This window comes from Pseudoalteromonas caenipelagi, assembly GCF_013140855.1.
Lineage (GTDB): Bacteria > Pseudomonadota > Gammaproteobacteria > Enterobacterales > Alteromonadaceae > Pseudoalteromonas > Pseudoalteromonas caenipelagi.
Genome location: NZ_JABBPG010000002.1, coordinates 620,346 through 641,392, shown reverse-complemented (window position 1 = coordinate 641,392; position 21,047 = coordinate 620,346). Strand labels below are relative to the sequence as shown.

Here is a 21,047-nt window from a genome sequence, read left to right as displayed (position 1 = left end):
ATAATCAAACAAAATGCCAGCAGTAAGCTGGCATTTATGACGCTAAATATAATTCCAAAAGTTACTTATTACTGTGCTTATCAAACCACCATTGAATATATGCTACTTTATTCATCAAGTTAGATGGTCTAGCGGTAATTCCATGCGATGCATCAGGGATCCTAACCATTGCCGTTTCTACACCTTGAAGTTTTAGCGCCTGATAGAATTGCTCAGTTTCTGAAATTGGTGTGCGATAATCAGCATCCCCCGTTAGCAACATAGTAGGTGTTTTAACGTTGCCCACATAACTTATCGGTGAACGCTTCATATAATGCTCTGTATATTCCCAAGGCTTGCCAGGGAACCAATAATCGGCGAAGAACGGATAAAAATCAGCCGTTAACACAAAACTAAACCAATTAATTACCGGTTTTGCAACAACAGCAGCGGCAAATCTATCTGTATGCCCAACAATCCATGCCGTAAGCACACCACCACCCGATCCGCCCGTGACGAATAAACGCGACTCATCAATAAAGCCTTTTTTAATAACAGCATCAACTCCTGTCATTAAATCATCAAAGTCATTGCTTGGGTAATTGTGATGAATAGTTTGCGCAAATGCTTTTCCGTAAGAGTCACTACCTCGTGGGTTCATATACAATACCACGTTGCCTTTTGCGGCAAACAATTGTGCCTCTGCACTAAAGTGAGGCCCATAATTCGCCACAGGGCCACCATGGATCTCTAATACAAGTGGGTACTTCTTAGATTTATCAAAGTTTGGTGGATAGACAATCCAACCTTGAACTTCTAATTGGTCATGCTTAGATTTCACCCAGATCTCTTCAACATTACCTAAAGTTTTACTCGCCAAAGCATCTTCGTTTAGCTGTGTTAAACGCTCAGTTTTACCACGTTGCACCAAACCAACATCAGCAGGTCTTTGAGTATCTGCCATAGTAAATGCAACATCGCCCTTAACACTGACATCAAAATCCCCCCCAGAGTATGGGCGACCAAATGACACGCTCCCTACTTGATCGGTAATGACCTTTGCTTTTCCATTAAGTGGTTGGTGGGCAACAACTGTCTTTCCTTGAGTGTCATAGCTGTAGTATAAGCCACGGCTTTTACTATCCCATTGAATACTTTCGACGCTCCGATCTAGCTCTTCTGTTAAAACGCGACTGTCGCCATTTTCCAGATCAATCACGTAAATATTGGCATTTTCATAGTTAGTACGCTTATCGTCATAGCCAATATATGCTAAAAAACGTCCATTTGGTGACACACTCGGCGCGCTATCCGGTCCAACTCTATTCGTTACCGCTTTGATCTCCAAAGATGTCATATCAAGCGCATAAACTTCTGAATTGGTGATTTTTAGTTCATGCTCTGCGTGACGGTTTGCAGAGAAGTATAATGTGTTGCCATCACTGCTAAAGCTAACAGAACCGCCATGATTGTAGTGCCCAGAAGTTAACTGTTGCGCATTACCACCATTGGCATCAATTTTAAAAATATGGGTAAAGCCAGGTTTGCTATATCCCGCTCCATCCGCTCGATAAAATACGTCATCAATGAAGAATGGGGGCTTCGCCCATGTTGCTCCTTTGGGTTTACCTTTTAAGCTAACAGGCGTTTTAGCTGTCTCAGGCACAAATTGACTAAATACAATCTGTTTTCCATCGGGAGTCCAGTTCAAAGCGCGAGGTGACTGAGTCAAATTACTTATTTTTGCTACCGCTCCAGATGCTAACCACTTAACATAGATTTGACTGCTACCATCACGAGTCGAGATAAATGCCAATCGATCACCTTGTGGCGACAATACTGGCGCATAATCATTATGAACACCGCTTGTAACAGGTAATAATTGTTTGCTTTTTACATTGACTGACCAGATATTGCTGACTTTTTTATCCGTTTTAATGTCCATGCGGTTACGCACAAAATAAACCAGATCAGCATCATGGCTAAATTCAATTTGATTGGCGTACTCAAGATTAAAGACATCTTCCAATTCAAGGGGCTTTGCATTAACAAAAGCACCGCTCACGAGTAAACAGGCTGCTAATGCAACTAAACTTTGTTTCATCTAGACTCCATTTCATTTTGCGAATTAAGCTTAAATAGAATCTTACAAACAAAGCAGGGTCAATTATTTGCGATCAAAGCAAGTTTTTGATCGTTTATCCATTGCCCAGCAATTTTAAAGTTGTCTTTTAACGTGCCTTCGTGAGTAAAACCAAGAGGTTTCAGCAATGTAAATGCCCTCACAGACAGTGGCAACGACTTTATGAAAGCAACATTCTTTTACGATAAAATCGATCACCGCTTGCGTGGTGGCCTTTGCATATCCCTTACCTTGATATTCAGGTAACAGCATAAAGCCGACTTCAGCCTGCTGGTAGGGGTGCCACTGAGAATAAAAGCCGTGTAACTCCACTTCATTTCCAATGTGCTTATCGACAACAACCAAAGTTAGCCAACATGGCGACTCCTTTTGCCAAGCATCAGTGTCTTCATACCTTTGCATGAATTTTTCACGAATCACAGGCTCATCCATTGCATCACTAACCCAGCGCATTACGCGCTCATCTCGGTGCAGCTATAAAAATAATGGCCAATCTTGCAAAGTGGTTTTTCTCAGTAATGGCTGCGAAGTTTCTATCACTTTTATTCTGTAATTTATAATTTCTAGTGATTGTAAAGGGGGTTAACACTTTGTTTATTCATCAATACTGAAAATAAGCTGTGGAGACTTTCTTACCCTAGTCGCTTGTTCAAATGCATATCCAATTTCTATCAGTTTAGCTTCTTGATGTGCGCCACTGAAAAACGAAATACCTAATGGCAACTCTCGATAAAAAGACATCGGAACGGTGATACTAGGGTAACCCGCTATAGCAGCAGGACTGGAACTAGCACCAGTAAACTGGTCACCATTAAGTGTATCAATTACCCAAGCAGGGCCATTGGTTGGTGCAACTATTGCATCCAGTTTATGCTCAGCCAATAAAGCATCAATCCCCTTTAATCTGGCCTTTTCAGCAACTAACTTTTTAGCTGCAATATATGATTCACTTTGTAAGCTACCTTTTTGTTCGGCCATTTCGAGTAGCCCTTGATTAAAGTAACTGTTTGGCAGTGCCTTATTAAATTTAATCAGCTCAGCTAGTGATTTCACCTTAACTTGCTTGGGCGTATTCGCTAAGTATTGATTAATATCGTGCTTAAAGTCATACAGCAAAATATCAAACTCAGCTTGTGAAAGAGCTTCTTGGTCGTTCAATACGAGGTTATCTACCAACATAGCGCCTTCATTACTAAGTACCTCTAGTGCTTTTGCAAATGCTTGACTTGCAATGGGGTTAAACTCACTGATATTGCGTACTACACCAATACGTTTGTTATTTAACCCTTTCTTATTTAAGAATTTTTGATAGCGATTTGGCTCTGAGCCCGTTAACACTTCAAGCAACACAGCGGCATCTTGTACGCTACGAGTCATCGGCCCTGGTGCATCCTGAGAATGAGATAAAGGCACAACGCCGTTTACAGATACAAGTCCCACAGTTGGCTTTAAGCCAACCAATGCATTATGTGCAGCTGGACATGTGATCGAACCATCTGTTTCAGTGCCAATTGCTGCAACCGCTAGGTTTGCGGCAACAGCGACAGCTGAACCTGAACTTGAGCCGCAAGGGGTGCGATTGAGCACATAGGGGTTCTTGGTTTGTCCACCCACATCACTCCAACCGCTTGAACTTTGTGTTGACTTAAAGTTGGCCCATTCACTAAGATTTGCCTTTCCTAAAATAATGGCTCCAGCCTGTTTGAGCCTTTCTACGAGCAGAGCATCCTTCTGAGCATAGTTATTTGCAAGCGCTATAGCCCCTGCAGTAGTAGGCATATTGTCAGCACTTTCAATGTTATCTTTTAAAACAATAGGCATACCGTATAGTAAATTATGCGCGTCATTAGCCCCACGTAATGCATCTCTTTGCTTTGCTATATCTAATGCCTGTTCATTTAAACTGATAATGGCATTGAGTGTAGGGCCACGATCATCGAGCTCGACTATCCGTGAAAGGTAAAACTGTGTAATTTGCTGATAACTTATCTTTTTTTCTTCAACAAGCTGTTGTAGTTGCGCAAAACCAAGTTCTTCTAAATTGATAACACCTGAATTAGCCTGAATAGGCGCATTGAACAACATACTCACAGTGAGTAACGAGAGCGATACCAAACGTTTTTTAAAAAGCATATGAACTGTTCCGTAAACTTAATGTTAGCTTTTCATAGTTGGATAATATGGAACATTATGCAAGCATTTTTGCCCCTAAAATTAAAACAGCCAGACAAGTGTCTGGCTGTATAAAAGGCGCTCTATCTGTTAATTCGCTTGCGCTTTATATTTCAATCGATAAGCATGCAATAAAGGCTCTGTGTAACCATTTGGCTGCTTTGCCCCTTCAAACACCAATGCTTGTGCAGCCTGAAAAGCAAGGTTCTCTGAAAGTGTATGGGTATCACAAACCATAGGTTTATAGTGAATATCGTGTTGGTTTTGACTATCAACTATCTGCGCCATACGTACAAAGGTATCGCGTACTTGTTGCTCAGTGCAAATGCCATGCATCAACCAATTGGCAATGTGTTGGCTAGAAATACGCAGCGTAGCTCTATCTTCCATTAAACCCACATGATTTATATCGGGTACTTTCGAGCACCCAACACCTTGGTCAATCCAACGGACCACGTATCCTAAGATCCCTTGAATATTATTTTCAAGCTCTACTTGAATATCCTCTTTACTAAGCTTGGAATCTAACAAAAGTGGTGGTGTTAGTAAGTCATCTAAAGCTGCTTTTTGTCGCGACATTAACTGCCGCTGCTTGGCAAACACATCTACATGATGATAGTGCATAGCATGTAACGTTGCGGCAGTAGGAGAGGGCACCCAAGCGGTATTTGCACCCGACTCTGGGTGAGATTGCTTTTGTTCCATCATTAAAGCCATCTTGTCAGGCATAGGCCACATACCTTTACCAATTTGCGCTTTGCCACTAAACCCGCACTCAAGGCCAATGTCAACGTTACGGTTTTCGTACGCGGTGATCCAAGGTTGGGATTTGATCTGCGCTTTTGGCAGCACAGGGCCTGCATGCATAGAGGTGTGGATCTCATCGCCCGTTCTATCTAAAAAGCCAGTATTGATAAACACAACTCGTGATTTTGCTTGGGCAATACAAGCTTTTAGATTAACGGATGTGCGACGCTCCTCATCCATAATCCCCAGTTTTATGGTATTGGCAGGCAGGTTTAGCAATGCTTCAACTTCGCAAAATAGCTGCTCAGTAAACGCTACTTCCTCAGGGCCATGCATTTTAGGCTTAACAATGTTAATACTTTGCACGCTAGAATTATGTACCGTGCTATTGCCTTTAAGATCATGTAAGGCACACAGAGATGTGATCACCGCATCCATGATCCCTTCAAATACTTGCTCACCATGTTTATCCAATATGGCAGGATTTTGCATTAAATGGCCTACATTACGTACAAACATCATACTGCGACCTTTAAGCATTATGCGCTGGGCATCTTTGCTTGTGTAGATACGATCAGCATTGAGCTTTCGAGTGATCATCTCACCTTGTTTATCAAAAGCTTCGCTTAACGTACCTTGCATCAATCCTAACCAGTTCTGATATACCAACACTTTGTCTTGAGCATCAACGGCAGCGACTGAATCTTCACAGTCCATTATGGTTGTTAATGCAGACTCCAACACCACGTCTTTCACGCCCGCTTTATCAGCTTGACCGATAACATGGTGAGGATCGATTAGGATCTCAATGTGCAAATCATTGTGTTTGAGCAAAATAGCACTGGGATTTTGTGCTTGACCTTGATAACCAACGAATTGTGATTCATCAGCTAGCGTTACTTGTGTGGTGTCATTAAGGGTTACTAATAATTGACTATCAACAATAGAGTAATTGGTGCTTTCGATATGTGAGCCATTACTCAGCGGCAGTACCTTGTCTAAGAATTGCCTAACATAAGCCATAACCTTAAAGCCACGTACCGGATTATAACTTGCTGTTTTCTCAGCACCCTCGTCTTCACTCAGTACATCTGTACCATACAAGGCATCATACAACGATCCCCAGCGTGCATTAGCTGCATTAAGGGCAAATCTAGCATTACTGACGGGAACTACCAACTGTGGCGCAGCCGTTAGGGCAATTTCAGGTTCAACTAACTCGGTATCAATACAAACGTCTTGCGGCTCTGGGTGCAAGTAGCCTATATCTTCCAGAAATGTCCGATACTGCTCTTTGTTCCAGAAGGTGTGTTTTTGGTGATAGGCATCGATCTGCTGTTGCAGTAATTCTCTTTTAGATAGCAGCGCTTTATTAAGCGGCGAAAGGGTATCGATAATACATGCAAAACCTTGCCAAAATGCGTCTGCTCCAATTCCAGTATTGGGTAAAGCCTGTTGATTTATAAAGTCATATAGGCGCTTATCTATAGTTAATCCGGCCTCTTGTACACTAATTTGCATAACAATTGTCCTAAGTCGAGTTTTTGAACGAGTTAAATAACCTTATCGTATTTACCGGTAAAACAAACCCTTTTACCCATTCACCCAAAATATACTCATAATAATAACTATAAATTTAAAAAATCTAAGTTTCGAGCCTAGTGTGTAATTAAGCGCCGACAAGCATGAGTGCGCAACTCTCACAACTAAAAATATAGCTAACCCGTTCGAAGGATTTTAATTATGACTCGTTATCAATCACAGCTCGATAAATTCTCTACACTATGCCAAGCAAACGGCAAAACTTGGCAATCTATCAATCCTGAATTTGCTAACCGTATGAATCTACAAAACCGTTTTAAAACTGGATTAGATATCGCTAAATACACCGCCAAAGTTATGCGAGAAGATATGGCAGCCTATGACCAAGATAGCAGCCAATATACGCAATCTCTTGGCTGCTGGCATGGTTTTACTGCTCAGCAAATGATGATGGCTATTAAGCGCCATCAAAAAACCACAAAGCGCTCATACGTTTACTTAAGTGGCTGGATGGTGGCGGCATTACGCTCTGAATTTGGTCCATTGCCAGACCAAAGCATGCATGAAAAAACCTCTGTACCAAAGTTGATTGAAGAGATTTACACCTTTTTAAAACAAGCAGATGCAAGAGAGCTTGATCACCTATATCGTGAACTTGACGAAGCTAAAGCGACAGGCGCAGATACTCAAGCGATCATCAGCAAAATCGATAACTTTGAAACCCATATTGTACCTATTATCGCAGATATTGATGCAGGGTTTGGAAATGAAGAAGCAACTTATCTGCTTGCTAAAAAGATGATTGAAGCGGGTGCATGTGCAATCCAAATCGAAAACCAAGTATCAGATGCAAAACAGTGTGGGCACCAAGCTGGTAAAGTGACTGTACCACATGAAGACTTCTTGGCAAAAATAAACGCTGTTAGATATGCCTTTTTAGAACTTGGCGTTGAAGAGGGAATAATTGTTGCGCGCACCGATTCTTTAGGCGCAAGCCTTACGCAAAAAATTCCTGTATCGAAAGAGCCCGGCGATTTAGCAAGCCAATACACAGCATTCTTAGATACCACGCCCGTTAAATCAGCCGATGACTTAAACGATGGAGAAATGGCAATAAAACTAAATGGTCAATTATGTAAGCCAGTGCGTTTAGATAACGGCTTGTATCAGTTTAAAGAAGGGACAGAAAAAGACCGAGTTGTTTTAGACTGTGTTACTAGCCTAAACTCTGGTGCAGATCTGCTTTGGATTGAAACTGAAAAGCCGAATGTTAGTCAAATTGCTGAACTTGTGAATCGCATTAAAGAGCAAGTCCCTAATGCTAAGTTAGTTTATAACAACTCACCATCATTCAACTGGACATTAAAATTCAGAGAGCAAGTTTATGCACAGTGGCAACAAGAAGGCCGTGATCTAACACAATACCCAGAGCCAAACCAAGATCCAAAAGCACTCATGGATCCACAATTAGATAACTCTGAATTAGCAGCAGCGGCAGATGAACTCGTTAAAAACTTCCAGCGTGATGGCGCTCGTGAAGCGGGTATATTCCATCACTTGATTACACTGCCTACTTACCATACCGCCGCGTTAAGTACAGATATTCTAGCCGAAGGATATTTCGGAGATTTAGGTATGCTTGCTTATGTGCGTGATGTACAAAGACAAGAGATTAGAAGGGAACAAGCTTCGGTTAAGCACCAAGACCTAGCAGGTTCAAACATTGGTGATACACATAAAGAATACTTTTCTGGTGAAAATGCGTTAAAAGCAGGTGGTGAAGCTAACACCATGAACCAATTCTAATAAGCAACAGTTCGCAGTTCAAAATCAATTACTTTTTATAGAGGGTCGCAAGACCCTTTATTTTTTGTAATTCATATCTTCGTCTTGCGATGAGATCAGATTTTTACCAAATCACTCACCGCTATGACTCGCGCGCATCGTCTGGCGTTGAGTTGTCCAAGAAAATATTAAAACTCAGTACATTGTTATTATTTTTCTAATATTTATGACCATAACAACACATCTGAAAACAAAATTTTACTAACTAAATAAGCCACAGAGCATCATTTTACTAACTGAATCTCTGAATAAACCGAAATTTTACTAACTCAAAAGCGATAAACCAAAATTTTACTAACTATTTTGACATGTCTTTGTCATAAATCCATATTATTGAATAAAGAGCAACTTTGTAAACCCCCTTTACAATTTAACCTAAATTTTAGTTGAAATATTACTCTTATGTTATACGCATAACGTTTAGCCCTTTCATTTAGCATTATCATTACTTATATTTAAAAGAATTCTATGGCAGTACCTGAGTTTATTTTAACATTGTATAAAATTAGGAAATTCCTCTTGGTAAAAGTGTGATCTAAAATAACATAAACTTATTTCAAGCCGCGAAAAAACAAAGAAAGACATTTAATAACAACAAGTTAAAATGCATTCGAACATTTCAAATGTGCTATATAGATCAAGATTTAACTAACTAGACAATAGAAAGTTAAGAAGGTAGCGTCATTCATTCACACCTCGTATGCATATTTACTGGTCCTATCAGCTTTCACTAACTAGATGCTTCATTTTTCTTCCACATTTATTCGCTTAAATAGCGTTACACACGAGAGGAAAGAAAAATGACACAGCAAACTATGAAACACGGAGATTGGGCCAAAGTTGTCGAAATACGTCAAAAAAAGAAGCAAGCTAAATTAAAAAAAAGTGACGATAACAAGTCGATAATTGCCATACTACTTCTTGGTTTTTTTGTTATTGCAACTCTGTGGGTATGCTTCCTTGACAGCTCTCAACAAACCTTAATTTCAACTTTGAATAAAGCGCAAAAAGAGCGCATAACTAGACATTTTTCAAAGCAGTTTATTATGGGGAGTTGGGAGTTTTACGATGCCAAGTTTACAAGTTCAGATATTAACGTGCTAATAAAAATACCAACAGAGCTGGCAATGGATGAGTTACAGATATCAAAATATATAAAAAACTCGTTATGTCCTTCAACAAACAGTCAAGTGTGGAGAGATGTGAGAAAGTACAATCTGTATATCAGCTTATTTGTCGACTCTCCGCGTAAAGGCATCTACGCTAAGTGCGTAAATCCAAATATGGCTTGATAAAGTCTGCATTTAACCCCCTGTAAAGGGGGTTAACATTACTCAAGTTCTAAACGGGACTTTTCGACGACTTCCTCTGGTAAAGATTTACTTACCGACACCCCTAATTCTTTAAATTCAGATGCTTGCTTGATCAAATTTCCTTTTCCGCTGTATAGCTGACCAAATGCTTTATCATAGCTTTCTTTGGCTTTATCTAGTTGTTTTCCGACGCCATCCATACTGTGCAAAAAGGCATTTAACTTGTTGTAAAACTTCTCCGCCCGTAACGCCAACTCTCTGCTGTGCTTACTCTGCTCTTCAAACTTCCATAGTTGTTTAACAATATTTAAACTAGTAAGTAAGGTCGTCGGTGTGGCCACTAAAACATTCATATCAAGTGCTTGCTGATATAAATTAGGGTTGTGCTTAATCGCTTCAACAAAAGCTGACTCAACAGGGATAAACATGATCACGACTTCTGGCGAGTTAAGCCCAGGTAGCCGCTCATAAGATTTATCACCAAGCTCTTTTATTCTTGCTTGCACCGCTTGGCAATGTTCAACAAGCGCATCTTTGGCACTAACGTCATTATCGGAGTTAACATAACGGGTATAAGCATTTAAAGACGTTTTTGCGTCAATTACCAAGTGACGCTGTTGAGGTAAATACACTATAACATCGGGACGAAACTTGCCTTGCTCAGTGGTAAATGACACTTCTCTTTTATAGTCAAACCCAGCTCTTAAACCAGCACTATCAAGTACATTTTCAAGCATCAACTCACCCCAATTACCTTGGGTTTTCTTCTGTCCTTGCAGTGCAGTGGTTAGCTTATCAGCTTGCTCGGTGATTGTTTTATTATTCGCTTGCAAATGCATAAGTTCTGTTTTTAAAGAAGCACGCTGTTTTAGCTCTTCACTATGAATCGCTTCCATTTTGTCACGAAATCCCTTTAGCTCACCCTGCACTGGCTGCAACAATTGACTTATACGCTCTTGGCTTTGACTGTTAAAACGCGCTGTCTTTTCTTCAAAAATCTGATTCGCAATATTTTCAAATTCTTGTTTCAAAATAGCCTTGGATTTTTCTAGCTGCTCAATTTGTGCATCAAATGCTTGTTGTTTTTGCTCTAGTGTAGTTTTAAGGTCGGTTAATTCAATTTCTAAACCGTGGGATTTTTCTGTGCTTTGCACCAGAGATTTTTCACTTTGCTGCCATAGCAGATGGTACTGGTTCGCTTGCTGTTGCTTTTCACTCAATCGCGCCTGATATTGCTGACAATTCCCATGCAACTGCAATTTTTCAGCTTGTAATTGCCTTACTTGCTCAGCGTAATCAGTGGCCTGTTCAGCGTGCTCAACAAGGCGTTGTTCTATGGTATTTAGCTGCGAGGAAAGCTTTTGCTTTTGCATGATATACCAAGGAAAAGTCACAACCGCACCGCCGCCAATTAAGGCTAGATGCAACCAGCTGATGTGCGAAACAAGCGTATCAAACATACATTATCTCAAAGATAAAACTCATATGTTTGATAATACCTTAATGAGCTAATACAAGCACTTAATTAACCCCGTTTGAATAGGAGTTTTAATTATCGGTGTGATAAAAACTAACATTACTCATCCGATGAATGATAATGTTCTCAAAATCAAGGCGTTTATCCTGAGCTGAGATTAATTAACTCATTCTTCGAGTTGTTGGGCGTCATAACGATAACCGGCACCATATACGGAGCCAATTAACTTAGCACAGAAGCCAAGTTGCTTTATTTTCTTACGAATATTTTTTATGTGGCTGTCGATTACTCGATCAGAAATATCAAAATTATCTGGTTGGATAAGGTCTAAGATTTGTTGGCGGGAAAACACGCGGCTTGGCGCTTTATACAAGAGTAAAAATATATCAAACTCAACCTTGGTTAGAACAAGTGGTTTGCCAACAATGCAGATAGATAACTCGGATTCATTAACCGCGACTTTTTGCTGTGTTTGCTCATTGGGTGTGCAACGTCTTAAAATAGCTTTAATACGCATGACAAGCTCTGCAGCACTAAATGGCTTACATACATAATCATCAGCGCCAAATTCGAGCCCTTTAAGCCTGTCAGCTTCAGCCACCTTAGCGGTCACCATCACAATTGGGACCATCGAAAACTGACGAATTTGCTTCATGCACTCAACACCATCTTGGTTTGGCAACATGATATCCATAACAATCGCATCTGGTTGATTTAATTTAACCCAATCAACAACCAATCCGCCATCGGCTATATGAGAAGTTTCGAATCCAGACGCTTTAAAGAACAATATTAATTGCTCTGCAATATCAAAATCATCTTCGACTATTAAAATGTGATGCATAAACCCTCTAGTTCAATGTAGCACTTTGTTTTGCTTTCAATTGGTTATTTACTTTACGGCGTAATGAATCTGATAACGTGTCATCCAAAAGCAACATCACTAAAATACTATCTAGATCTTCACACGCAGCAACTTCATCTAACAGATCATAATCGCTTTGCGAAGCAGGTTCTATAAAATTAAGATTCTGAGGCAATTCATGACGGCTCATGATGATATATCCTTATTGATATTAACCGACCTAACAATGTAAGTGTGATTAAGTTTTAGTATGGATATTTAAACATCATAATATGGAGCAAATATGGAATGCATTACCTGCGCTTCTATCTTAACAAACAAAAAAGCCAGCTTTCGCTGGCTTTATTACAAAATGGTAATCAAGGGGGAATCAACAAATGCTTATCGCTACAACAAGCATAATAATAGACTCGCTGATAAACGTTTAGTTCAACATTAGATTAAATAAATTACTTCCGCATTCTTTTTAACGTAACAGCGACAACATTTGCTCTTCATCAAAGTTATTTAAATTCATACCCTTATCTTCAAATAAAGCATCTACGAGTGCTTGTTTTTGTTTTTGCATATTAAACACTTTTTGCTCAATAGAATTAGCCATGATCAGTTTGTAAACAAAAACAGGCTTGTCTTGTCCTATTCGGTAAGCTCGATCTGTGGCTTGATTTTCTACAGCAGGGTTCCACCAAGGATCAAAATGAATAACCGTATCTGCTTGGGTTAAATTTAGTCCGGTGCCACCGGCTTTCAAACTAATTAAAAAGACATTACATTGACCATCTGTAAATGCGCTAATTACCTTATCTCGATGACGTGTTTGGCCTGTCAACATAGTGAAAGAAAGCAGCTGTTGCTCACATTGCTGAGCAATTAAATCAAGTACACTAGTGAATTGACTGAAAATAATCACCTTTCTACCTTGCTCAAGCATGATCGGCAGATGATCTCTCAACCATTCGAATTTAGCGCTCTCGCCCTGACTTTGGGCATCAACCAAAGTTGGGTGGCAGCAAATTTGCCTAAGCTTCAACAATGCGTCTAAAAACATTAACTTGCTACGTTGCATACCTTGCTCTTTAAACAAGTGCGTTAAATTATCTTCCACTTGTTGTTGAACACTCCTATAAAGCTCGGCTTGAGTAGGTGAAAACTCTAGCTCTTTTACCAGCTCAGTTTTGTCAGGTAGCTCTTGAACAACTTGTGCCTTTGTGCGACGTAAAATGAACGGAGTGATGACAGAGTGTAGCTCTTTTGCTCGTTCTCTATTTTGCTCTTTTTCAATTGGATACTGGAAATACTGTTTAAACTGCTGTCTTGTCCCCAGAATATCGGGCATGACAAAATCAAGCAGTGATTTTAGCTCCAATAGATTATTTTCTACCGGCGTACCGCTTAAACACAGTTTGAACTGTGCTTTTAGTTGCTTTACACATTTTGAAATTTGCGCAGATTCATTTTTAATGTATTGCGCTTCATCAAGCACGATAGAATCAAACTCAAGCGCTTTGTAGTGCGCCAAATCCCTTTTCAACACAGGGTAAGTGGTTAAAATAAACTTTGCTTTGTGTATTTGAGCAAGACTTTCGTCGCGGTTACTACCATGCACTGTCGTTAAACTCAGGTGTGGTGCAAAACGCGCAAATTCATTTTGCCAATTACCAACCAAACTTGTTGGACAAACAATTAGGCTGGGCGTATTCACCAAGGTGTTATGTTGCGTAATGAAATAGGCGATAACCTGCAACGTTTTGCCAAGTCCCATATCGTCAGCCAAAATACCCCCAAGCTGATGACGGTTTAAAAACTTAAGCCAATTTACACCTAGCTCTTGATAATCTCGCAGCACAAAAGTTTGACTGGTGCTTGCAGGAATAACATTCGAGGTTTCACGTGGGTTTTGTAATTCATCTAGATAGCTTAATAAGCGCGTATCATCGCAGCTAATCGTTATATTCTCTAACGCAAACAATTCTTTAGCGAAATACAGAGGAAATTTAAACTGACTATTAGACAAATAATAACTAAAACGAGATTTCAGGCTTAACAACTTGGTAAAAGTTGCACTGTCAACAGCATAGGATTGCTCAGCAATTTTTACATATTGAAATTTGTTCGCCAGTTCATTGAGTTCACTGCGAGGCCTAGTATCCCAATCAAGCAAAACCGTTTTGTCCCCAAACTGCACTTTGCCGAGAATGTGATGATGCTTGTCTCTGCGTAGTGCCAGTGACACTGTAGGCTCAATAACGGGCATATTCGTGGATATTTCGTCCACATCCCAGCCTTTAGCAATCAATTGAGGGCGAACTTCATTATTAAACCAGTGATAAGCTTGATCATTATCGACGGGTAAACATAACAGCCCATCTTTATACGATAGCCCTAATCCTAAAAGTAACTGTTCACTACGCTTTTGCTGTTTCGCCAAATCTCCCTTTGAGAGTTTAGCTGTGTTGTCCCAGCTCAGTTTTAGACGCAGACCATCTATGGTATCAATCGCGCTCAAACGGTTACTCAGGCGTTTAGTCACTGATAGGTTAGCGATCCCCTTGGGAGGCTCTATTACATCTGCACAGTACAGCTGAGCGAAGCGCTGATATACCTGTTCAAGTTGATCTGATGCAACTGGCGGCATTGTTTGCAAATGGGCTATTTCATTGCTATCAAGCTCTGAGTTTATTGGCCCAACACACATACGTTCAGTATCCAAATAATAGGGGGGATCTGTTTTTATCAGCAACCACTGTTCGGTGTTGGTCAATTGCGGCCGCAATTGTACGTTCCCCATCTCTTGCTGCCATACAAATTTAAGGCTTTGCTGATGAGCTGCGCTCAGTGGCGTACGATTATTCTGAAAGTAAAGTCTGTTGGTGTTTAGCAATTGTTGTAATGCTGCATACCCCCATGTTCCACTCAGTTCATAATGCCCTGGCGTATTTTGGGACCTAACCCAGGTAAACAATCTAAAATCATCATCGGCAATGCCTGCAGGAGCCAGCTGGCTCGAAAGCTGCTGCTCCGTTAGCGACCGTCCTAATGGATATTCGCCATCGGGTCTAAACGGGCTAATTTTGGGTGAAAGTAATAATTCTTGGCCATGTGGTTCGAGTGAAAACAACAATACGTTATCTGATTCATGCAACTTCGGAGACTGCAATAACTCTAATTCATTAAACCAGTCATTGACGAGATAGGATTCACCAAAGCCGCCGGAATGCTCTATTTTTAACTTAAGCAGAACAGCTGCAATATGACGACATTTAGGATTGCTTGAGCAGGTACATTGCGCATCAAGTCTTATACCAGCAGACTTTTGCTCGATACTGATATGTTGTGAAAACGTATTACCGTGATTACCAATGATTTGCGCATCAATCTTTGCAAAGTCTTCGCTGTGCTCTAAGAAGCTTATTTGCGAATCCTTCAGATACTCTTTGGCTTTACTGAGCATTTGCGTATTAAAGTACTGCTTTAAAAAACGCTCAGAAAGTGGAAATTGAGTGGCTTGCTCTTGTTTAATTTCTTCAAACAATGCAAATAACTGTTCTTTAGATAACTGCGTAGACATCAGCACAATACTAAAATTTACTTATCCGCCCAGTATATGGGATTGTGCTTGTAAGCAAAAGGGGTAGATAAGCAATAAAGTGCTTAATTTAACTGGTTGGAGCACAAGGGGTTGAGCTTTTACCTGACCAAGTAGTTATTTTAGCTACTTGATCAGGTGTTTGTTAATTATAGTTAGAAAGGATTTTTTGCAGCTGCTCTAAACGCTTATCTGTGAGCACTCTATTATCAATCTTAATGGTCACATCACCACTTTTTAGGCTTCTTTGTACTTTCACAAAGTCGCTTTCTAGCAAAGACTCATTACGGTGAGATTTATCTTCAAAAGTAGTGAGGTACTTGGTGATCATCAAAGATCGCTTTTCGTCACTCATTTGTTCTTCCATAAAGGGCTGTGACGGTACTTCTTTTAGCATTTGCTGGAACAGCTCAGGCTCTTGTTGAATCGCTTCTATGATCTTTTTTGCAGCCTCTCTGCCCACATGGTTTGCTGTAGGGTAAAGGTTAAGTACATTTTTTGGTATCTGTTCGTAAGCCTTTATCGCATCTGCAATCGCGGTATGAGACACACCTTCTATAGCAGCGATTTCTCTAAAAGACCCTTTTTTACCCTGTTCTTGAAGCTTAAGCTTCGTACCAGCATACGCTTGGCCTAATTCCCATAAACTAGGTGCTATGTACTGATCTGATGAGACAGCCAGCAATTTAGCGTCATTTTCATTAAAATCGTTAGAGGTTAAAACTACATAATCAGCCCCAGCTAATGAACAGGCTTTTCTGCGTCTAGATCCTGACAGTACCCAATGAATATTGTCTTTTTGCCAACATAATGCCGGATGAAGGTTTCGCTTATCATTTTTTATTGCAGGTAATATGTCAGCTACAGAGCGCTCGTTTAAAAGGGACTGTTCACGACGGTTTTGGCCATAAACTTTGGTTTTTAGCTCAATATCTTTATGCTTGATCACGTGACAAGTTAAGGTGATCGTTCTGTTTGGATCACTAGGAGCTGGCATCGTGATCACATCACCAACTTTTGCTTGATCTAGTAAATCATCAAGACTACTACCTTCAACAGGAGACGCGAAAGGATCGAGCCTAGTGTCATTTTTACGTTTCTTTGCCATTAGTTAACCTTATTCTTCTTACGTCAGTGATGATTGCGTTGATGGCCAATTTGAGCGGATCAACATTTCTAATTCATCAACCACGTCTTTTATATTTTCCTGTGCTTTGATCAAAGACTCTCTACTCGCTAGGCTGTCAGAAGTCTTTTGATCAAAAATGGTATTAAACGATGATGAGCTGGCTGTAATAGCTGAGCTATGATTTATGGGGTAACTCATTACCTGACGTCCAAATGCACTACGTACGTCTTTAACAATATCTCTTTGTGAGTGATTGCCTTTTACATAGTTTGTCACCAAAAATTGCATGAAATCCCACCCTTCATGACCAAGTGCTGCAACCGTGTGATAAATTTCGCCCAAACGCTTCAGATATTTGTTATTGGCGTCAAAATCAACCGCTTCTGGATGAACCGGGATTAACATCGCTGTTGATGCCATTAATGCATTGTAAAACATAAAGTTAAGCGATGGGGCTGTATCTATTAGAATAATGTCGAACTCGTTTTCTACAGGCTCAATTACTTTTTCATATAGTTTATGATAGTGACGAGTTTGCTCGTAGCTAGAACTTTCTTTTAGTTCTGTTGCAGTTTCATGTTCAAAGTAAAAATCGTCCATCCCTGATGGCAAGACCCTTATATTTGGGATGTGTGTGGTTTGAAACGCATTAGAAACGACACTTTGCCATGTCTCGTTTGGTTCAAGCTCAATACAATCTCGCATTAAATCACCTACCGTGATGGGTTCAGGATCATTAGAAGGGAAAAAACTTGAAGATGAGCCTTGAGGATCTAAATCGATGATGCCAATACGATATCTTTTAATATTTGTTGTGGCTAATGCTGCTGCGATGTTTACAAGTGAGGTTGTTTTACCGCAGCCACCTTTGAGAGAATTGATAACAATAACTTGCAGTTTATCGCCTTCTTTTCTTTGATCGGCATCAACACCCATTATTTCTGCCATAGCGAAAATATTGGATAGGGTGTAAGCATAATGTCCATTTGCCCCCTTTTGAATACTAAGGTGGTCAAAATCGCCTTGATCATGGCGTCTTTTTAAAGTTCTATTATTACAACCAAGTAGATCTGCTGCGGCCTTTTGGGTATACGTTCTAAGCTCTTTTTCGTCGGTTTTAAGGTGAGCTCGATAATGTTGAATTCGCCCTTCAAGAGATTGCTCTGCAACCTCAGCTGTTGCTTTTAAAAGACTATATGTTGATAGTGCTTTGTTATTAATTGACATACACGATATCCTTTACTTGATACCAAACATTATAATGTCCATTGAATTGGTAGTAAACAATAAAAATGAAAGACATTTGAAATTTTACTAACTTAAGATTAATAAACTAAGATTAAGTATGGTTAAATATATAGGTATATAAAGGCTAAGAGGCAAAAAATTAGGTATAACTAGCTGTTTTATAAAAATAAAGTGATAGATATCAGATCGCAATTATACGCAGTAAAGATCCGATCTATACGTAGTGACAGATCGAGCTTTTACTAAGCTCTATTTCACGTTTCGTTTTATAACAAGCTTATTAACAGGTTTATCCACAAAAAAGTTTAGCTAGATCATATTTATACTAAGTAAAATCAGCAAGTTACCCACAAAAAGGTGATTGAACTCAAGGCTAAGTAAGTAAAGATCAGATCTTTTCTTGGTTTAGATCAGATCTATACCAAGGAAATATCAAGTTATACACAGAGCACCCATAAATCAGTTAGTTATTGCGATATTTTAGCTAAATTAAAGCTGAAAACTGACTTTATATTAGACTAGTTAGTATAAATTTGATCTGAAAAAAAATTACTTAGTAAAAAAGTGATCTAAAATAAAAAATTGAGCTTAGATCAGATTTTTACTAACTTTAGTCATTAACTTTTGCTTATGAATATGTTGTTATAAGCTGTCATAATATTTTGGAAGTAAGAACAATGAGCCGAAAGGTGAACATCTCGGTAGATAACCTACCTGATTCGTTGCGAGGGCAAATCCATGGTGTGGAAAGCGCTATTGATAACGAGAGTTTAGCGTTATTCACTGATAATAAAGATGTTCGTATATCAATTGAAAATGCAGCCCATGGTTTAAGAGCTTATTCTAATACTTTTAATCACTATGATCTTTGGGGTAGATTTGTACGTTCAGGTCACAAAAAGCTGCCACTCGAAGAAGCTCCTAAAAAGACGATAGTTACCCGTCGAATATCCGAAAAAGTCGATGGAATTTTGTATGAAGGTGAGATCAAAATTACCCCTGCTGTCGTAAGTACAAAAAAGGACGGGGATGACGTTGAGTATCTTGTCTGGCCGTCAGATAGAGAAGAAAAAGTAGAGCGGGCTCTAATTCGTCTTGCTTCTAAAGGAAAAATTGTAAAGATAAACTTCAAATCAGGTATTCAATATGCGGTTATCTTTTCAATGAACGAGTTAGCCCAAGAGCTTAAGGCTGTTGGACAATCCATGCCATATCCTCAAATTAAAGAATCTTTGGAAGCCTTACAAGGTTCGAAGTTATCATTTAAATATTCGGCAACTGATACAAAAAATTCGGATATTGATGATTCGTTCTATGAGTCAAATATGAACTTTTTATCTTCTTTGCATTTTAGTGGCAAAAAAGGGCAGGGCGGCAATATTAAATGCGTAGCCTGTTTAAATGCTTTTGTTCATAACATGATTGATAATCTCGAGTATAAAGGATACTACTTTAATAGTGCTCAGGAATTAAAAAGAGGCTTATCACGTTGGATGATGCTTCGTTTGTATCATTTGTGGCGCTATGCTGCACCCGGAAAAACGTATCATTTTAGATTGCTATCCATTATGGAAAAATATGGCACTATTTACTCAACTGATGATATTTCTGAGAATAAACTTAAAGCATTGCGTCGAGATATGACGACAACGATGAAAGATCTAATCGAAAAAGGCGCGATATCTGAATATAGCATCACAAATGTTAAAGATGATAAAACGGGGCAAATTATAGACTATGTATATGAGATGCATCCATCCGCGCAATTCTGTGAGGAAATCTTAGCATTGAATAAACATCACAAGCGCATCGAAATTCAAGGTGGAAAACGTATCGTTGAAAATGCAGAAGTGATAGACGAAGATACGTTAGAAGAAATTGTTAAAAAATAAAGAAAGCGCCAATTGGCGCTTTTTTTAATCGACCTTTTCTAAATAAATTCTATCTACTAAAAAATTGTAAGCCCGTTTTCTTGGATGATTTTCTATTTTCTCGTAATGGGGTAGATCACCCAATTTTGTTTCTGGATGTGGATTAAAAAGAATAAAAGGTAATGCTGCACTGACATGGTAACGTTTTTGTGCAGTGAATCGTACATTTACTTCAGGAGAAACGCGTGTTGGGCGCCGGATACGTAGTTTACTCTTTTCAGTCAAACTACTAACACGCAGCTTTTCTTGTTCAACAAGAGTTTGCCAAGATTGCTGGTCTATCATTCGTGGATTTGAATAATTTGATGAGCGAGAAAGCATATCTAATGCAGCTTCCTTTGAAAGCGTTCGGGTGGCATGCTTTGTCATCCAGGTAAATCGCACTGAATATGGTATAGCATTTTCACTGTGAATTTTTCGATAACTGGCAAGCGTTATAAGTGATGGGATTGCATTGTGAACAGCCTCAAAACGTGCATCATTATTTGGAATTTCTAATATTAAGTCTTTAAATTTTTGTTTTGCCTCATTAACGTAGTTGAGTCGTTTCATGAGATGGCCTTTAGGGTCATTAATACTCAAAAGACCTGGATGTCGTTGCATTACTTTGCTACTGACTTTTTTGTCGACGAATAAATCCAAGTAAGCACTTACTATTCTTTTTATCGCATCATCCCCGGCTATTTTGTTAACATGAATTGAAGATGGTGCTTTATCTTCATGTTCTTTAGTAATTTCAGGTAACTGAAAATAGATTGTATTAATAATATCGGCGTTACGAATTTCATCACAAAACAGAGACAGTTGCTCAAAAAGTAAGTCGAACTGCGAGCGAATAGAAAATTTGGTTTTCATGAAGAACACATCATCCATTTTTTTTGAGGTTGCTGAGTTTGTTTATTTCAACACATCTGTATGATGTGTTCTCTATCGTAATGATAGCAAATATATTCTTTTTTTGGATCTTTTATTACCTTCCATAATCATTTTGGTCCACTGGGTAACTTACTTTGTATAATTTTAAATCATTTGAAATAGAGCAGAGGAGCACAATAAAACACTAAGTTAGT

At 39.3% G+C, this 21,047-nt stretch carries 14 protein-coding genes; 3 read left to right on the top strand and 11 right to left on the bottom strand.

Going from position 1 to position 21,047, the window contains the following annotated elements; translation table 11 throughout:
* Nucleotides 1–61: 61 nt before the first annotated feature.
* The 4 genes from HG263_RS07510 to HG263_RS07495 form a co-directional block, all read right to left on the bottom strand.
* Entirely contained in the window at nucleotides 62–2,083 is a 2,022-nt protein-coding gene (locus HG263_RS07510; RefSeq protein WP_171625449.1) for a S9 family peptidase, read from the bottom strand.
* 114 nt (nucleotides 2,084–2,197) lie between these two features.
* The gene (locus HG263_RS07505) at nucleotides 2,198–2,575 is read right to left on the bottom strand and encodes a GNAT family N-acetyltransferase (RefSeq protein WP_246239900.1); all 378 of its coding nucleotides are present in this window, start codon (nucleotides 2,573–2,575) and stop codon (nucleotides 2,198–2,200) included.
* 141 nt (nucleotides 2,576–2,716) lie between these two features.
* Nucleotides 2,717–4,255 carry an amidase gene (locus HG263_RS07500; RefSeq protein WP_246239899.1) on the bottom strand — a complete coding sequence of 513 codons (1,539 nt, stop codon included), beginning with the start codon at nucleotides 4,253–4,255 and terminating at the stop codon, nucleotides 2,717–2,719.
* Between the two features lie 129 nt (nucleotides 4,256–4,384).
* Nucleotides 4,385–6,562, bottom strand: a complete 2,178-nt coding sequence (locus HG263_RS07495; protein ID WP_171625448.1) for a malate synthase G — start codon at nucleotides 6,560–6,562, stop codon at nucleotides 4,385–4,387.
* A gap of 222 nt (nucleotides 6,563–6,784) precedes the next feature.
* On the opposite strand from HG263_RS07495, the gene HG263_RS07490 reads away from it, so the two are divergent.
* Both HG263_RS07490 and HG263_RS07485 read left to right on the top strand, forming a co-directional pair.
* Nucleotides 6,785–8,389 carry an isocitrate lyase gene (locus tag HG263_RS07490; RefSeq protein WP_171625447.1) on the top strand — a complete coding sequence of 535 codons (1,605 nt, stop codon included), beginning with the start codon at nucleotides 6,785–6,787 and terminating at the stop codon, nucleotides 8,387–8,389.
* Between the two features lie 839 nt (nucleotides 8,390–9,228).
* Complete coding sequence (locus HG263_RS07485) at nucleotides 9,229–9,720, top strand: hypothetical protein (protein WP_171625446.1); 492 nt, start codon at nucleotides 9,229–9,231, stop codon at nucleotides 9,718–9,720.
* Nucleotides 9,721–9,758: 38 nt separating this feature from the next.
* Here the strand turns inward: HG263_RS07485 and HG263_RS07480 are convergent, their stop codons facing one another.
* The 6 genes from HG263_RS07480 to HG263_RS07455 form a co-directional block, all read right to left on the bottom strand.
* Nucleotides 9,759–11,201 carry a DNA recombination protein RmuC gene (locus HG263_RS07480; protein WP_171625445.1) on the bottom strand — a complete coding sequence of 481 codons (1,443 nt, stop codon included), beginning with the start codon at nucleotides 11,199–11,201 and terminating at the stop codon, nucleotides 9,759–9,761.
* Between the two features lie 183 nt (nucleotides 11,202–11,384).
* A complete protein-coding gene (locus tag HG263_RS07475) occupies nucleotides 11,385–12,062 on the bottom strand; it encodes a response regulator (RefSeq protein ID WP_171625444.1) in 678 nt (225 codons plus the stop codon).
* Nucleotides 12,063–12,069: 7 nt separating this feature from the next.
* On the bottom strand, nucleotides 12,070–12,273 hold the full coding sequence (locus tag HG263_RS07470) for a hypothetical protein (RefSeq protein WP_171625443.1): 204 nt from the start codon (nucleotides 12,271–12,273) through the stop codon (nucleotides 12,070–12,072).
* Nucleotides 12,274–12,549: 276 nt separating this feature from the next.
* The gene (locus tag HG263_RS07465) at nucleotides 12,550–15,651 is read right to left on the bottom strand and encodes a DEAD/DEAH box helicase (RefSeq protein ID WP_171625442.1); all 3,102 of its coding nucleotides are present in this window, start codon (nucleotides 15,649–15,651) and stop codon (nucleotides 12,550–12,552) included.
* Nucleotides 15,652–15,814: 163 nt separating this feature from the next.
* Nucleotides 15,815–16,777, bottom strand: a complete 963-nt coding sequence (locus HG263_RS07460) for a transcriptional regulator (RefSeq protein ID WP_171625441.1) — start codon at nucleotides 16,775–16,777, stop codon at nucleotides 15,815–15,817.
* Between the two features lie 18 nt (nucleotides 16,778–16,795).
* Complete coding sequence (locus HG263_RS07455; RefSeq protein WP_171625440.1) at nucleotides 16,796–18,025, bottom strand: AAA family ATPase; 1,230 nt, start codon at nucleotides 18,023–18,025, stop codon at nucleotides 16,796–16,798.
* 698 nt (nucleotides 18,026–18,723) lie between these two features.
* On the opposite strand from HG263_RS07455, the gene HG263_RS07450 reads away from it, so the two are divergent.
* Entirely contained in the window at nucleotides 18,724–19,938 is a 1,215-nt protein-coding gene (locus tag HG263_RS07450) for a replication protein A (RefSeq protein WP_171625439.1), read from the top strand.
* 24 nt (nucleotides 19,939–19,962) lie between these two features.
* On the opposite strand, the gene HG263_RS07445 is transcribed toward HG263_RS07450, so the two are convergent.
* Nucleotides 19,963–20,832, bottom strand: a complete 870-nt coding sequence (locus tag HG263_RS07445) for a DNA replication terminus site-binding protein (RefSeq protein ID WP_171625438.1) — start codon at nucleotides 20,830–20,832, stop codon at nucleotides 19,963–19,965.
* Between the last annotated feature and the right edge of the window lie 215 nt (nucleotides 20,833–21,047).

Excerpts from the sequence above, each read along its gene's own strand:
- HG263_RS07500 (WP_246239899.1), bottom strand. The coding sequence starts at position 4,255 with ATGCTTTTTAAAAAACGTTTGGTATCGCTCTCGTTACTCACTGTGAGT.
- HG263_RS07460 (WP_171625441.1), bottom strand. The coding sequence starts at position 16,777 with ATGGCAAAGAAACGTAAAAATGACACTAGGCTCGATCCTTTCGCGTCT.
- HG263_RS07485 (WP_171625446.1), top strand. The coding sequence starts at position 9,229 with ATGACACAGCAAACTATGAAACACGGAGATTGGGCCAAAGTTGTCGAA.
- HG263_RS07450 (WP_171625439.1), top strand. The coding sequence starts at position 18,724 with ATGAGCCGAAAGGTGAACATCTCGGTAGATAACCTACCTGATTCGTTG.
- HG263_RS07505 (WP_246239900.1), bottom strand. The coding sequence starts at position 2,575 with ATGCGCTGGGTTAGTGATGCAATGGATGAGCCTGTGATTCGTGAAAAA.
- HG263_RS07495 (WP_171625448.1), bottom strand. The coding sequence starts at position 6,562 with ATGCAAATTAGTGTACAAGAGGCCGGATTAACTATAGATAAGCGCCTA.
- HG263_RS07465 (WP_171625442.1), bottom strand. The coding sequence starts at position 15,651 with ATGTCTACGCAGTTATCTAAAGAACAGTTATTTGCATTGTTTGAAGAA.
- HG263_RS07480 (WP_171625445.1), bottom strand. The coding sequence starts at position 11,201 with ATGTTTGATACGCTTGTTTCGCACATCAGCTGGTTGCATCTAGCCTTA.
- HG263_RS07490 (WP_171625447.1), top strand. The coding sequence starts at position 6,785 with ATGACTCGTTATCAATCACAGCTCGATAAATTCTCTACACTATGCCAA.
- HG263_RS07470 (WP_171625443.1), bottom strand. The coding sequence starts at position 12,273 with ATGAGCCGTCATGAATTGCCTCAGAATCTTAATTTTATAGAACCTGCT.
- HG263_RS07445 (WP_171625438.1), bottom strand. The coding sequence starts at position 20,832 with ATGAAAACCAAATTTTCTATTCGCTCGCAGTTCGACTTACTTTTTGAG.
- HG263_RS07455 (WP_171625440.1), bottom strand. The coding sequence starts at position 18,025 with ATGTCAATTAATAACAAAGCACTATCAACATATAGTCTTTTAAAAGCA.
- HG263_RS07510 (WP_171625449.1), bottom strand. The coding sequence starts at position 2,083 with ATGAAACAAAGTTTAGTTGCATTAGCAGCCTGTTTACTCGTGAGCGGT.
- HG263_RS07475 (WP_171625444.1), bottom strand. The coding sequence starts at position 12,062 with ATGCATCACATTTTAATAGTCGAAGATGATTTTGATATTGCAGAGCAA.